The 17,684-nt window shown below is 62.1% G+C and carries 2 protein-coding genes; both read left to right on the top strand.

The window, feature by feature from the left end:
* The coding region (locus ACO54Z_RS12900) for a spherulation-specific family 4 protein (RefSeq protein ID WP_485997379.1) at window positions 1-6,810 on the top strand (6,810 nt) is incomplete at its 5' end.
* A gap of 411 nt (window positions 6,811-7,221) precedes the next feature.
* Window positions 7,222-17,466, top strand: coding sequence for a glycosyl hydrolase (locus ACO54Z_RS12895; RefSeq protein ID WP_485997378.1), 10,245 nt, complete (start codon window positions 7,222-7,224; stop codon window positions 17,464-17,466).
* The last annotated feature ends 218 nt before the right edge of the window (window positions 17,467-17,684 follow it).

Raw genomic sequence — 17,684 nt, 5'->3', positions numbered from 1 at the left:
GTGACCTACCAATGGCAGCGCGACGGTCAGCCGATCGCCCAGGCCAACGGCAAGACCTACACCCTCACCAGCGACGACGCCGGGCACAAAATCAGCGTGCATGTCGAATACACCGACAACAAGGGCACGACAGAAAAACCGACCAGCGCCGCGCTGGATGTAGAAAGCACCCCAACCCCGCCGCAGCCGAACCACGAAGGTACGGTGAACATCACGGGTGAAGCCAAAGTCGGCAGTGAACTCACCGCCACCATCAGCGATGCCGATGGCGTGCCGGATACGGGCGTGACCTACCAATGGCTGCGTGACGGTCAGCCCATCAGCGGACAAACGGGCAGCAGCTACACGCTCACCAAAGACGATGCGGGACACAAAATCACCGTGCGTGCTACCTACAAAGACAACGCCGGACACAATGAAAACCCGTTGAGCGAGGCTACCGCTACCGTCGCTGATACCCCGGCACCAAATCCGCCGCCGCAACCCAATCACGAAGGAAAAATTAGCCTCAGCGGCGAGGCGAAAGTCGGACAGACGCTGACCGCTGCCGTTAACGATGACGACGGCGTACCCGCTAACGTGCAATACCAGTGGCTGCGCGACGGCCAGCCGATCGCCAACCAAACAGGCAGCACCTATACCCTCACCAGCGATGACGCGGGACACAAGATCAGCGTGCGTGCCACCTACAAGGACAACGCAGGGCATGATGAAACCCCGCTCAGTCCGCCGACGGATACCGTTGCCGATAACGGCGCGACGGCGAACCACCCCGGCACGATTAAGGTCGAGGGCACCAACCGCGTCGGCTATACCTTTACCGCCGTAATTGATGATCCGGACGGTGTGCCGGATAGCGGCGTAACTTATGAATGGTACGAGTTCTACGGCAAGCACCTCGGCAGCGGCAAAACCATCACCCTGACGGAAGAACAGGTAGGGATGCAGTTGCAGGTGAAAGCAAGTTACACCGACAAGGCCGGCCATCACGAGGACATTATCAGCCGCTTTAGCGGCACCATTCTGCCCGATCACGGCGGCGGCACGGGCGCCGGCATCAACCCGCCGGCAGCCGATGCACCGCATGTCTCCATCAGCGGTGCAGACACCGTCAAGGAAGGTGACACCATCATCTATACCGTCTCTATCGATAAACCCGTGGATAAAGACGTCAGCGTGGACATCAAAATCCAGCATGGCAGCACCACGGTGGACGATGTCGGCGTGCGCTGGGGTATGCAGCGTGCCACCATCAAGGCGGGCGAAACCAGCACACGCATCTGGGTCGATACCGCCAAAGACGGCGTGGTCGAAGGCAATGAAACTTACAAACTCAGCATCAGCAATGCTGTGTATGGCACGGTTTATGCGCCGAACGTCAAGCCAATCGAAGACAAAGTCAGCGCCCAGTCTGTCTTCATGCTGTCGTACAAATACCCGCTGGCGCAGCCCAACACCGATATCTATTCCGACTACTGGCAGGCAGTGCATAACGCGGGCAGCAAGAAAATTCCCTACGTTCTGGTCACGCCGGACGCCAGACCCAACGCCATCCTCGATCCGGGCTATGTGAAAGTCATCGCGAAAAACATCGAAATGGGCTTCAAGAATGTCGTCTATGTGCGCACCATCCAGCAGACTCGCGATCTGGCCGAGGTCAAAGCCGAAATCGAAAAATACTTCGAGCTCTACGGCAAGGACAACATCCACGGCATCTATCTGGACGAAATCAACCCGCACAACAACGCCGCCGTCGCCTATCTCGCCGAACTCTACAACCACATCAAGAGCCATTACGGCAACAAACTGGTGGTGGCCAATCCGGGTTCGCACATTACGGATGCCATCGCGCCCTATGCCGACCTCTTCATGCTCAATGAAAGCACAGCGGACGACTACATCAACCACTACAAGAACCCGACCTCGGCGTTTGAAAACGATCCGGCAAACGCCCACCGCATCATGCACACCATCTATGACGCGAGCGCAAGCGATTACGACAAGATCATCGAGCTGACGCGCAGCCGCAATGCCGGCTGGGTTTATCTCACCACCGACAGCATTCACCCGGATGGCCGCCCCTACAACGATCTGCCGCAGGATTTCACCAAACTGGTGGATCACATCAATGACTTGGGCGCGACACCTGCTGACCCGAACCGTAGCGGTACTTTGCCGGTGCTCAATGGAGCCCATATCGACACTGCCGGTGTGGAAACCACCATTATTGATGCCGACAGCAGCAACCAGCCAGGCAGCGTCAGGATCAGCGGCGAGGCCAAGGTAGGTAGTGAACTGACCGCGCTGGTCGCGGACGGCGACGGTTTCGCCGCCGCTAACGTGCAATACCAATGGCAGCGTGACGGCCAGCCGATCGCCCAGGCGAACGGCAAGACCTACACCCTCACAAGCGACGATGCCGGACACAAAATCAGCGTGCAGGCGACCTATAAAGACAACGCCGGACACGACGAAAACCCGACGAGCGAGGTGACTGACATCCCCGCGCCGCCGCCGAATCAGCCGGGCAGCATCGCCATCAGCGGCGAAGCGAAAGTGGGCAGCACCCTGACCGCTACCGTAAGCGACGGCGACGATTTCGCTGCTGACAAAGTGCAATACCAATGGCTGCGCGACGGGCAACCCATCGACAAGGCCAACGGCAGCACCTATACGCTCAGTAAAGACGACGCCGGGCACAAAATCAGCGTGCAGGCGACCTATAAAGACAACGCCGGGCATGATGAAAGTCCGACGAGCGAGGTGACGGACATCCCCGCCCCGCCTGCAAACCACGAAGGCACCGTCACCATCACAGGCGAAGCACTGGTCGACAAAACCCTGACCGCGACCATTGATGACAAAGACGGCGTTGACCCTGCCCAGGCGCATTACCAATGGCTGGTAGACGGCAAAGCCGTGGACGGCGCGACGAATGCCACCTACAAAGTCCGCCCCGAAGATGCTGGCAAAGCCATCAGCGTGCACGTCGAATACACCGACAACGCCGCGCACGATGAAAAGCTCGATAGCAGTGCGGCCGATGCCACTGTGGATCACCACAGCGGCTACAAACTTGTCTGGAAGGATGAATTTGACGGCACCACGCTTAACCGCGATAACTGGGGCTACCAGACCGGCGGCTGGAACAGCTCGAAAGTGCAGAACTACTACAGCGACAGCGACAAAAACGTCTCCGTCAGCGATGGCAGTCTCAAAATCACCGCGCACCACGAAAGCACCCCCATCAAGACTGGCTCGGGCGAGAACGAGAAAAGCTACGACTTCTCCTCGGGCTTCGTGCAAACCCAGGGCAAACAGGCGTGGACTTACGGCTACTTTGAAGCACGGCTGAAAATGCCGAATGCCGAAAACGGCAGCCTGTGGCCGGCATTCTGGATGAGTCCGGACAAAGCCAAATACGGTGGCTGGCCGCGCAGTGGCGAAATAGACGTCCTCGAAACCCGCAGCTACATCAACAACGAAGACCGCGATCACGACGGGCAAATCAAGGTCGCCGCCGATGCCCACTGGGGCACCGGCTACGGCAAAGGCAACCACCGCCACAAACAGGGCATCACCTACGTGGATGGCAGCGACGAATGGCACACCTATGCCGTCAAATGGCAGGAAGGCAAACTCGAATACTACGTGGATGGTCGCCACTACCACACCATTGACAACTTCGCTGCGCCGAACGCCACTGAGCACCCCGGCCCGTTCAACATCCCGTTCTACCTGCGCCTCAACGTTGCGGTCGGCGGCGACTACATGACCGGGAAATACCAGGATGCGCACAACAGCATCGACAAATTCCCGGCGACGATGGAAGTCGATTACGTCCGCGTTTACCAGTTGGACGGCACACCGCCGACTCCACCGCCGCCGAATCAACCGGGTAGCATTGCCATCAGCGGCGAAGCGAAAGTGGGCAGCACCCTCACCGCGACCGTAACCGACGGCGACGATTTCGCCGCTGATAAAGTGCAATACCAATGGCAGCGCGACGGCAATCCTATTGATAGTGCCAATAGCAGCACCTACACCCTGACCAAAGACGACGCCGGGCATAAAATCACCGTGCGCGCCACTTATCAGGACAATGCCGGGCACGATGAAAATCCGACCAGTGACGGGACGGACATCCCCATGCCGCCGCCGTCTGGCAAAGTCGGCGAATATGTACCGAAGCCGACCACCGACTTTATCGCCAATGTCAAAGATGCGGAATATGGTGCCAAGGGTGACGGGCAAACGGATGACACTGCCGCTATCCAGAAAGCCATTGATGCGGTCGCGGAAAAAGGCGGCGGTATCGTCGATATTCCAAACGGCACCTATCTGATTGACGCCATGCGCCAGGAAACCTCGTCCTACGAAACCAGCGGCCTCGTCCTGAAGAGCAACGTCACCCTGCGCATGGCCGACGGTACCGTGCTCAAATCGCTGCCGAACGACTCCCAGTTTGCCTCCGTCGTCACCATCAAAGACGCTAACAATGCCCACATATACGGCGGCACTATTGAAGGTGACCGTGATAGCCATACCGGTGAATATGGCGAATGGGGGCATGGTGTGCGTATCACCAACTCCACCAACGTTGTTGTGGAAAAAGTCACCTCCAAAAATAACTGGGGCGACGGCTTCTACGTCGGCAAGCGTGGCAGCAGCGACATCGAGACCCAAAACATCACCTTCTATCAGGTGAACGCCGATCACAACCGCCGCCAGGGCATCTCCATTACCCACGGCAAGGGCATCAAAGTCCTCAACTCCGTCTTCAAGGACACCGACGGCACCGACCCACGCGCCGGTATCGACGTCGAGCCGAACAAAAACGAGCAAGTCAGCGACGTGGAAATGCGCGGCAACACCTTCTCCGGCAACCGCTACGGCATCGTTGCCTCGAACCACATGCACGGCGGCAGCACGGCGGTGAAAAATATTACCTTCGAAAACAACATCGTCGAGGATAACCACGTTGGCATCCTCTACGTTGGCGTCGAAGGCGGCACCATCCGCCACAACACCGTGCGTCAAAAACACGACATGCCCGAAAAGTACCCCTACCACCACCAGTACGGCATAGAGCTGCGCAACGGTGCCGTGCATTCGACTACCGGCGTTACCGTCAGCGACAACGACCTCTACGGTGGCAACGTCATCGACCGCCACACCAGCGGCAACACCATCGGCACCAACCACTTCAAGAGCGCCGTGTACATCAAGGGTATCGCCCAGCCGGGACAAACCCTCACAGCCGAAGTCTATGACGGCGACTACGGCGAACTGTACCGCCACATCAGCATTAAAGTGCCGGCCAAATCCGTTACCAGCTACCGCTGGTATGCCGACGGCGTGGAAATCGAAGGGGCACACGAATCCACCTACACCCTGACCGAGGCAGAAAAAGGCAAGAAAATCACCGTCAAAATCGCCTACACCGACACCGCCGGGCAGGAAGAAAGCGCCACCAGCGACGCCACCATGCCGGTTGGCTACGAGAACCACGCACCGACCGACATCACCCTTGACCCGCGCGTCATCTACGGCAACGAAGACCAGGCCGAAGTCGGCACCCTCAAAGCCATTGACGCGGATAAGGGTGACCGCTTCACCTACACCGTCAATGACGACCGTTTCGAAGTCAACGGCGACATGCTGCGTCTGAAAAAAGGACAAAGCCTTGACTACGACAAAGTGAACAGCGTCACCCTCACCGTCACCGCGACTGACCAGATGGGGGCGAGCTACAGCAAAACCTTCACCGCCTACGTGCGCGCGCCGAAGGGGATGCCCGGCTTCGACTACTACGACCTCACCCTCTCTGCCAACAAACTGATGGAAGGCAAAGACGGCGCCAGCGTCGGCAAACTCACCCTGCACGACCGCAGCGTCGGCAAAGACTACACCTATCACGTCAGCGACCCGCGTTTCGAAATCGTGGACGGCACCCTCAAACTCAAAGCCGGGCAAAAAATCAACTACGACCAGGAACAAACCGTCGCCGTCAGCGTGACCGTCAGCAACAGCGGCGGCATGACCATGCGCAAAACCTTCACCCTGCACGTCGAAGACGATCCGAACTACCCGCCCAGCGGCAACAACGTGCTGCCTGAACCTGTGGACATCCACAGCGCCGCTGAGGCGGGCGACGCCCTGCACAGACACGACGCCGACAGCGCAGACAACCATAACCACAGCGACAGCCACGGCGCAGTAGCAAACCACGCGGAAAGCGGCGATACCCATACCGCCGCTGACCATGCGCAGCACGACGGCGCAGCAAACAACGCCGCGCAGACCCTGGGCGATAGCGACGCGCCCGTCCACCTCAGCGCGCCCCTCAACGCCACCGCGCAGGCCGAACTGGCGGACAAGAGCAGCGCAGAAATCCTCGACCACCTCGGCGAGCATGGCGGCGACGCCTTCACCTTCGATGTGAGCGAAACCCCGCACACCCTCACCGGCACAGACGGCAACGACAACCTCGTCGCAGTCGGCGGCGCGAACACCCTCAAAGGCGGCGAAGGTGCGGACCAGTTCATCTTCATCACCCAGCCAAAAGACGGGGACAGCCCGGCGCTGAACCAGATCCTCGACCTCAACAGTGGGGAAGACCGCATTCGCCTCGTTACAGGCAAAGGCGAGGCCATCAGCGACCTGCAATACGACGCCGACAGCCGCCTCCTCAGCTACACCCTGCACGACAGCGAAAACCGCAGCTACCACAACAGCATCACGGTGAACGCGCACGACGGCCACACGCTGACGCAGGAAGAAGTGCTGGCGGCGGTGAGCATCCTGTAAACAGCGCCAAGCGGCAAAAAACGGGCTTCGGCTCGCCACCACAAAAAACTCCCCCGCTGGGGGAGGGCAGGGGAGGGGTTACTGGCGACACGCGCAGTATCCATGACCGCCGCTGACGTCTGCAAACCGCCTGGCCTGTAGGGTACGCCCCGGCACCAGACTGGCGTGGACAAGCACAGATGTGCAAAATGCCGCCGCACAACCCCCTCCCCCCGTGGGGGAGGGCAGGGGTGGGGTTACTGGCGACACGCGCAGTATCCATGACCGCCGCTGACGTCTGCAAACCGCCCATCAGCCCCTCCCTCGCTGCCTGCAGGGAGGGGTTTGACCCCATAAAACCGACCATAGGGTGCGCCTTGGCGCACCGCCGACACCAACGCACCCGCCCCATCCGGCAAAGGACTTCCGCCCATGAACACCATCACCCTCAAAGACACAAACGGCAACACCATCGCCCAATACCCGCTGAGCGGCGCGGGCGAACAGCACATCGAAGCCATCAACGGCGCTTACTACCAGCTTGACGGCCTGCCCGACATTCGCACCGCGCGCGACGGCGACGACCTGCGCATCACCCCCGGCGACGGCCAGGGCACGCTCGTCATCGACGACTACTACGCCCGCGGCGAAGGCGCGCTGGTCGGCACCCAGCCCGACGGCAGCCTCTACCGTTATCCGGTCGCCGTCGCCCCCGAACACCTCCTCGCCGAAACCCTCGCCGACGACAGCGCCAGCGCCGCCGCAGGCAGCGACATCAGCTCGGCGCCCCTTGCCACCATCGGCGCGGTCGGCCTCGTCGCTGGCGGCATCGCCATCGCCGCGCACAACCACGACAAACACCACAAACACCAGCCGGCGCAACCGCAGCAGCCGGGCGACAACCCGCCGCCCACGCCCGCCCCCGGCAACACCCCGGACAACCACGCCCCGCTCCCGCCCGACCAAAAAACGCCGGGCAACAACACCTACCCGCTGTTCCCGCCACCTGTGGATGCGCCCGACAACCCGAATCCGTCGCCGAACCCGAACCCGTCGCCGAACCCGAATCCGTCGCCCAATCCAAACCCGAACCCGCAACCGCAACCCAACCACGCGGGCAAGGTCAGCATTACGGGCGAAGCGAAAGTCGGCAGCGAGCTGAAAGCGACTGTAACCGACGAAGACGGCGTTCCGACGACGGGCGTCAAATACCAATGGTTTGCCGACGGCAAGGCGATAGATGGCGCCACCAGTCAAACCTTCACCCTCACCGCCGCGCAAAAGGGCGCGAAAATCACAGTGCAGGCGACTTACGACGACAACGCCAACAATCACGAAACGCCGACCAGCGACGCCACCGCTGCGGTCGCCGATAACAGCGCGCCGAATCCATCGCCGAACCCGAACCCGTCGCCGAACCCGTCGCCCAATCCACAACCGAATCCGAACCCATCGCCGAACCCACAACCGAATCCAAACCCGTCACCCAATCCGCAGCCGCAGCCCAACCACGCGGGCAAAGTGAGCATCAGCGGCGAGGCGAAAGTCGGCAGCGAATTGAAAGCGACCATAACCGACGAAGATGGCGTACCGACTACTGGCATCAAATACCAATGGTTTGCCGACGGCAAGGCGATTAGCGGCGCGACCGGTCAAACCTTTACCCTCACCGCCGCGCAAAAGGGCGCGAAAATCACGGTGCAGGCGACCTACGACGACAACGCCAAAAACCACGAAACGCCGACCAGCGACGCCACTGATGCGGTCGCGGATAGCAGCACGCCGAATCCGTCGCCCAACCCGAACCCGCAACCCAACCCGAACCCGTCCCCCAATCCAAATCCATCGCCCAACCCGAATCCGAACCCGTCACCCAATCCGCAACCGCAGCCGAATCACGCGGGCAAAGTCAGCATTACAGGCGACGCCAAAGTCGGCAGTGAATTGAAAGCGACTGTCACCGACGAAGATGGCGTGCCAACGAGGGGCGTCAAATACCAATGGTTTGCCGACGGCAAGGCGATAGACGGCGCCACCAGTCAAACCTTTACCCTCACCGCCGCGCAGAAAGGCGCGAAGATTACGGTGCAGGCGACCTACGACGACAACGCCAAGAACCACGAAACGCCGACCAGCGACGCCACCGCCGCCGTAGCCGACAACAGTGCGCCGAACCCGTCACCTAACCCGAACCCGTCACCCAATCCAAACCCGCAACCCAATCCGAATCCGTCACCGAACCCGCAGCCGCAGCCTAATCATGCAGGCAAAATCAGCATCAGCGGCGACGCCAAAGTCGGCGAAACGCTGACCGCCAAAGTTGACGACGAAGACGGCGTGCCAACGACGGGCGTCAAATACCAGTGGTTTGCCGACGGCAAAGCCATCAGCGGCGCGACCAACAGCACCTTTACCCTCACCGCCGCGCAGAAGGGCGCGAAGATTACGGTACAGGCGACTTACGATGACAACGCCAAAAACCACGAAACGCCGACCAGCGACGCCACCGCTGCGGTTACCGATAACAGCACGCCGAATCCGTCACCCAATCCGCAACCCAATCACGCGGGCAAAGTCAGCATTACAGGCGACGCCAAAGTCGGTAGCGAATTGAAAGCGATTGTCACCGACGAAGATGGTGTGCCGACGACGGGCGTCAAATACCAATGGTTTGCCGACGGCAAGGCGATTAGCGGCGCGACCGGGCAAACCTTCACCCTCACCGCCGCACAAAAAGGCGCGAAAATCACGGTACAGGCGACTTACGACGACAACGCCAAGCATCATGAATCACCCATCAGCAGCGAAACGCAGGCGGTCAGTGAAGACACCCCGCCGCCGCCGAACGCGCCCGGCATTACCCTCACCGGCTCCAAGGAAGTGACGGAAGGCGGCAAGGCGACTTATACGGTCAGCCTCGACCAGCGTGCGCTGCCGCAGGCAAATTCGGCGAGCGAGCTATTGCACAACCTGCAAAATCAAAAGGGCATCCTCTTTGGCCAGCAGCGCGGGCTGGATGTGTCCTTCTCGCCGGAGAACAGCGACGGCAACCATTCCGACGTCTATGCGCTCTCCGGCCATTATCCGGGCATGATTGGCCTGGACATGATGGAGCCGCCGCGCCAGCGCAATCTGTCGGCGGAGGAAAACGGCAGGCGCATGGGGGAAGCGATGCGGAAAATCGACAGCATCGGCGGCATTCCCATCCTTTCCGCCCACTGGAATATGCCTGGCGGCGAGACCGACCGCACCAAGATTGACCTGAAGCGCCTCTTGCCCGGTGGCGACCAGAATGCGGAGCTGAACGGCTGGCTTGATGCCATCGTCGAGACTGGCAAGCACGCGGTGCGCGATGACGGCACCAAGATTCCCTTCCTCTTCCGCCCGCTGCACGAGGCCAACGGCGACTGGATGTGGTGGAATTACGAGCGCAGCGGCGCCGAGACCTACAAGGAGCTGTTCCGCTACATCGTCAATTACCTGAAAGAACACGGGCTGGACGGACAGATGCTCACCACCTTCGCCCCCAACGGCGGCTTTGGCGGCGATGAAAGCCGCTACAAGCTGCTCTATCCGGGCGATGACGTGGTTGACGTACTCGGCATGGATTTTTACGACACCGACAACACCCGCCTCGCCAAGGACAAGTGGGCGGGCGAGCTGGTGCAGGATTTGGCGATGCTGTCGCGCATGGCGGCGGCGCGCGGCAAAATCGCGGCGCTGGCCGAATTTGGCCGCGAAGGCTACAAAATGCTCAAGCCGGACGGCAACACCGACCCCAACTGGTACACCGACGTGCTGGAAGCCATCAAGGCCGACCCGGATGCTTCCAAAATCGCCTTCATGCACACCTGGGCCAATTTCGGCGGCAATCCGGTGTTTTCTGCCTTCACCCCGTGGCCGGGGCATGAAATGGCGGGCAATTTTAACGAGTTCGTGCGGCAGCTAACGATGACGCGCAACGCCGAGCGCGTCATTACCGTGGACGTCACCATCCAACATGGCACCACCGACGGCGGCGACGTGAAGACCATCACCCGCACCGTCACCATTCCCAAAGGGCAAAACAGCGCCACCTTCACCGTGGATGCGGTTGCGGATGGCAAAAAAGAAGGCGACGAGCATTACACCGTCAAAATCAGCCATGCCCAGGGTGGGCAGATTGAAGCGGGCAAAGACAGCGTCAGCACCACCATCCACGACGAAGGCAGCACCACGCCTGCCAACCGCCCCGGCAGCGTCACCATCAGCGGCGAGGCGATCGAAGACAGCTCGCTCACCGCGACCGTGGCCGACGAAGACGGCGTGCCGAACAACGTCGCCTACCAGTGGCTGCGCGACGGCACGGCGATAGACGGCGCACACGGCAAAACCTACGTGCTGCGCGGCGATGACGTCGGCCACAAAATCAGCGTGCAGGCGCGCTACACCGATAACGCGGCGCACGACGAAGCGCCGACCAGCAGCGAAACCGCAGCGGTTGAACGCAAACCCGCCGCGCCGCCGCCCGCGAACCAGCCCGGCATCGTCAACATCCGTGGCGAGGCGAAAATCGGCAGCGAACTCTCCGCCGAAGTCCGGGACGGCAACGGCTACGACGCCAACAGCGTCCAATACCAATGGCTGCGCGACGGCCAGCCGATTGCGGGCGCGACCCACGGCAACTACACCCTGCAAGCCGAAGACGCCGGACACAAAATCTCCGTCCGCGCCGCCTACACCGACGGCGACAAATACAGCGAAAACCCGACCAGCGCCGCCACCGACATCCCCGCCGCGCAGCCGCCGTCCGGCAACAGCCTCACCGTCACGGGCGAGGGCAAAGTCGGCACCGTGCTCACTACCGCCATTGCCGACGCCGACGGCGTGCCGAAAGTGGGCGTGCAATACCAGTGGTATGCCGACGGCAAGGCGATAGAAGGGGCGACGCACGAGGTTTACCGCATCCGCCCGGAAGACAGCGGCAAACACATCAGCGTGCAGGCGCAATACACCGACAACGCGGGCAATGCCGAGACCACCAACACCGCCGCCGTCGCGCAACAAGTTGCCGCCAACCCGGCGACGCAGTCCGCGCTCGGTCACAAACTCTACGCTCACGCCGAATACGGCAAATACATAGACGCGCGCGACTTTGGCGTTGACCCGGCCAACGCCGACAACACCGCCGCGCTGAAAGCGGCGCTCAAAGCGGCGGATGACGAAGGCGCGGCGCTCTACCTAGGCGCCGGCACGCTCAAATTGCACGAACAAATCCGCATCGGCACCGACGTATATGACAAAAGCGGCAACCTCGTTCAGGAAGGCTACGAAAACGTGCGCGCCATTTTCGGCGCGGGCATGGGCAAGACCAAACTCACCTTCGACTGGCAGCAGGAGGGCGTGTACGACCCGAAAACCAACGCCACCGACGCGCGCGCCCTCGCCGGGGTGCTGATAGACGGCGTCAACGGCAAAAGCGTCGCCGACCTCAGCGTCGAGTACCAGCACAAGACTGCCGAAGACTTCTACCGCAAGAGCAGCAGCTACTTCGGCAAAATCAACGGCATCGTCGTCAATGACGCCGACCACACCAAAATCGACACCGTGGAAGTGTCCGGTGCCAACCGCGCCGGGGTCTTCTTCACCTCGACCGAAACCAGCCGCAGCGGCGCGCGCGACCGCCTCATCCGTCACGAAATCAGCGAAGCCGATATGCCGCCCGCAGGCGACCACAACCAGCTCATCTACAGCAACCTGCACCACAACCGCGTGGCAGGCTCGCTGGTTGCCTACCAGCGCGACTTCAGCGCCGACAGCAACCACCTCGCCTGGAACGGCCACGAAGCCGACGGCGGCACCGGCTACGGCATCGCGGCGATGGCGGGCAGCTACAACTACGGCGTCACCTTCAGCCGCAACACCACCGACCACAACTACCGCAAAGGGCTGGACGTGCATGACGGCAACCACATCACCATCGAGAACAACATCGCCAGCGGCGACCGCCTCTACGGTATCGCCGTTTACAACCGCCAGTTCACGATGGACGACGTCACCATCCGCAACAACACCGTCAACGCCGATGCCACCTTCCGCCTCGACAGCGACGACGGCGACGACATCGCGGGCGGCACGCCGAACTACCGCCTCTACAGCGGCATCCAAATCCAGACTAACACCCAGCACGGCATCCAGGACCTGCAAAGCAAAGGGCCGGGCAAATACGACATCAGCGGCAACACCATCAACGGCCTCGACGTCTATCAGGACGCGATGCAGACCTACGGCATCGAATTTCGCAACCACGAACCGACGATGGACTACACGCTCACCATCCGCAACAACACCATTAGCGGCGAGAGCAGCAAATACCTCATCGGTGTTTTGAACGAAACCCGCCACAAAGACGGCAGCGTCGGCGAAGGCAGCGGCGACATCACCATCGAAGGCAACACGATGACGCTGGACCGCAGCGCGCGCTGGGCGGTGCCGGTGTACATCGAAGAAAAGGCGCACGACGGCACCCTGCGCGGCAGCGTCACCTACCGCAACAACCACCTCACCCTGAAAAGCGCGAGCGAAGGCAGCATCGAAGCCATCCAGATGGTTGGCAACGCGCAAAACTACGACATCGGCCACAACACCTTTGAGCTGCACGGCACCATCGACAAATCCGTCATCAGCCTGCACGGCCAGGGCAAAAACACCAAACCGCAGCTCAACGTGCATGACAACGACTTCACCACCGACAGCAGCAGCCTCGGCAAAAACTGGGTAGAAATCAGCCACAAAAACGGGGCGGACGCCACCGTCAGCGCGCATCACAACACCCTGAACGGCAAGGCGCTCGCCGACATCGGCGACCTCCCAACGCCGCCCGCGCCACAACCGCCTGCGGAAAACCACGAAGGCAGCGTCGCCATCAGCGGCGAGACCAAAGTCGGACAAACCCTCACCGCCGAAGTGACCGACGAAGACGGCGTGGACAGCAGCCAAATCAAATACCAATGGCAACGCGACGGCCAGCCGATAGACGGCGCCACCGCGAAAACCTACACACTCACCGCCGCAGACCTCGGCAAGGAAATCCGCGTGCAAGCAACCTACGAAGACAAGGCCAAACACCACGAAACCCCGACCAGCGCGGCGACAGCCACCGTGCAGGACGAGAACAGCGCGGGCAACCACGCGCCGCATGAACTCAAACTCGGCTACGGCCAGGACGCCGACCGCTCGCTCTCCTACTGGGTCAAAGGCGGCCAAAGCGGCGACACCGTTGGCAAACTGAGTGCCAAAGACGCGGACGGCGACAGCATTAACTGGCGCGTCAGCGACCCGCGCTTTGAAATCAGCGACAGCGGCGAACTCAAACTCAAAGACGGCGTCGCCCTCGACTACAGCAGCGAAAAACGGGTGGTGATGACCGTCACCGCTACCGACAGCCACGGCGCCGCCACCAGCCGCGACTTCGCCGTACAAGTACGCGACCCCGACACCCACAACCGCGGCGAAGACAACCACCCCGGCTACCTCGGCGTCTCCGGCGGCAACAAAGTCGGCGACACCCTGCAAGCCTGGTTCGACGACCAGGATGGCAAAGCGCAGGGCAGCGGCAACTACCAGTGGTACGCCAACGGCGAAGCCATCGCAGGCGCAACGGGCGACAGCTACACCCTGACTGCGGCGGAGGCGGGCAAAACCGTTCGCGTCGGCATCAGCTACCAGGACAACAAAGGCAACGCCGAACATCTCTACAGCGCGCCGACCGCCGCCATCAGCGACGACGCCCCGGTCGCCACCCTGCACGCCACCCGCAACAGCATCGCCGAAGGCAGCAGCATCACCTGCACCGTCAGCCTCGATCGCCCCGCCGAACGCGACATGACCTACACCATCCGCGCCCACCACGGCAGCACCAGCGACGGCGACTACAGCCTCAGCGCACAAACCGTCACCATCGCCAAAGGCCAAAGCAGCGCCAGCTTCACCGCCAGCGCCAACCGCGACGGCGCCTACGAAAACAGCGAAACCTTCGCCATCACCGCGACCGACGACAACGGCCACACCAGCCGCACCGACATCACCATCGCCAACACCGACGCCGCCGCTGTCCCCGCAGCGCCGACCATCAGCCGCGACGGCGACGGCGCGCGCATCACTCCGGCAGCAGGCGCGGACACCCTGCACCTCGGCTACCGCGACGCCAGCGGCATCCAGCACAACATCGACCTCAACAAAACCGCCGACGGCCAATGGCACAGCGCCGCCCGCGCGCTCGACTACGACGCCCAAACCGGCGCGGTCACACTCGCCCGCATCCAGCCGGGCAGCGACATCTTCGCCAGCAACGCCGCCCAAGGCGTCTATAACGACGAAGCCGCGCACCTGCTGCCGCAAACCGCGGACAGCGGCCCGCTCACCGCCTCGCTCCACGCCGCCAGCAACGAAGCCATCAGCGAAGGCGGCACGGCGAGCTACATCATCCGCCTGAACCGCCCCGCCGAACACGACACCGTCTTCAACCTCGAAATCCGCGGCAAAGACGCCGACGGAGGCGACCTCGTCACCGGCACCCAACAAGTGACCGTGCGCGCGGGCGAACGCTCCGCCGTCGCCACCGTACAAACACACGACGACAACACCGCCGAGCGCACCGAAACCTACAAAGCCATCCTCTACACCCACGACAGCAGCGTCACTGTGCCGGCGCACCGCGGCAGCCTCACCGGCGAAATCAGCGACAACGACGCCATCGCCCCGCCGACCGTCAGCGCCGACACCCTGCGCCCCGGTGGCGTCCTCGTCGCCCCCGGCAAAGGCGCGGACACCATCACCGTGCAATACCACGACCGCCAGTTCGGCGCCGTCAGCCTCAACGGCTGGAAAACCCCGGACGGCCAATGGCACATCGGCGAAACCAACCCGGACAAACGCAGCATCGCCGCCGAAATCGACCCCGACAGCGGCACCATCAGCCTGCCGCCGGACATCGTGGCGGACGGCAGCCGCGTCAGCGCCTGGCAAAGCGCAGGCGGCGTGCGCAGCGCGAGCGCCAGCCGCGACGCCCGCCACGACACCCACTGGCTGCCCGAACACAGCAGCGACAGCGACAGCGCCGCACAAGCTGTTGCCACCAACGACGGCAGTGGCGCCGGACGCAACACCCCGGTGCCGAACCACGCCGGCTGGAAACTCGCCTGGAGCGACACCTTCGACCACAGCATCGACGCTGCCGACAGCAATGGCAAAACCTGGACGCGCTACGGCTGGGGCTGGCAGGCGCCCGAATTTGGCGGCATGGGACGCTACCTGCAAAGCAACAGCTACACCGAAGACGGCGTCCTGCACATCCGCAGCCAATACGCCAACGGCGCCTGGAGCAGCGAAGGCGTCGGCAGCGGCGAAATGCACGCCGCCAGCGGCGGGCGCTGGGAAGTGCGCGCCAAATTCCCCAACGCCAAAGGCATCGGCTACGCCTTCCTCCTCTGGCCGGAAGGCGAGGGCAACTGGCCGCCGGAGGTGGACTTCGCCGAAGGCCGCGTGCGTGACCCCAAAATCGCCGCCACCTACCACTGGGGTACCGTGCAGGAGCACAAACAGGCACAAGAAACCTACCAGAACGCCGATCTGACCGACTGGCACACCTACGGCGCCATCCTCGACCCCGAAAAAAACACCCTCACCTACACCTTTGACGGCCAGCCCATCAAAACCCTGAGCGACCCGACCGCGCCCGTCAGCAACCAAAAATTCTGGCTCGGCATGCAAACCGGCGCACAAGACCCGCACGGCTCCTTTAGCGACCAAGAAAGCATCGACGACGCCGTCCCCGGCAAAGAAACCGCGGCAGCGTCGGACATCGAAATCGACTGGGTCGCGCACTACAGCCCGGCCAGCGGCAACCTCGAACACCACGCGCCCCAACAACAGCCTGCGCAAACTGCGGAAACCGCAGCAACCGTAGAGTGGGACTCGTCCCACCACACCAGCGGGACAGCTGCCAACACCGCACACCCTGCGGAAGCGGAACAGCCCGCGCAAACTGCGGAAACCGCAGCAACCGTAGGGTGGGGCTCGCCCCACCACACCAGCGGGACAGCTGCCAACACCGCACACCCTGCGGAAGCGGAACAGCCCGCGCAAACTGCGGGAGAGGGTTGGAGTGAGGGCAGCCAACAACCCGCGCCAGCGACACCTGAAACCCAGGACGCGCAGCCCTACCATCTCGCTACCGCCGAAACCCCGCTGCACTACCCCGCTGCCGCATCAGCACACGATGACAGCGGCGCCCGCCACCACACCGCCCACGGCGCAGAAACCCTCAGCAGCGAGACAGGCATGGCGGACACCTTCGCCTACCTGCTGGATAGCGACGACGCCGCCAGCTGGCAACAGCCGGGCAAAATCAGCGACTACAACCCGGCAGAGGGCGACCGCATCGTGCTGGCAGGACGCGGCCTTGCCGACGCGCGACTGGAAGTCAGCGCGGATGAACACGGCCAGCACCTCAACATCACCGACCGCGCCGGACACACCCGCAGCATCGACATCGCGGCGGCAGGCGGCAAACCGCTGACGGCGGCGGACATCCTCAGCCATGTGGAAATTCGCGACCCGCAACAATACGACCCGTCACACCACAGCACCCCGCAGCAGCCGCCACTACCGCAGGAGGACAACAGCCATATCCTCTAAAGGCTGTTTAAAATCTTGGAGAACCGCATTTTTCCGTATGCTTGTGTAGGAAACTGAAAACCGGGAAAACAGCCAATATGCCCCCTCTCTCGCTACGCGAGCAATGCTTGTCCCTGTGGGGCTGGAACAGCTCGCGCAGCGACAAGCATTGCTTGCGAAGCAAGAGAGAGGGCCGGGGTGAGGGCAGCAAACGATTGAAAAAACCGGAATTTCGATTC

Source organism: Cardiobacterium sp., from assembly GCF_057314735.1.
The sequence above is the reverse complement of the archived record's forward strand: the minus strand, read 5'-3'. Positions and strand labels throughout refer to the sequence as shown.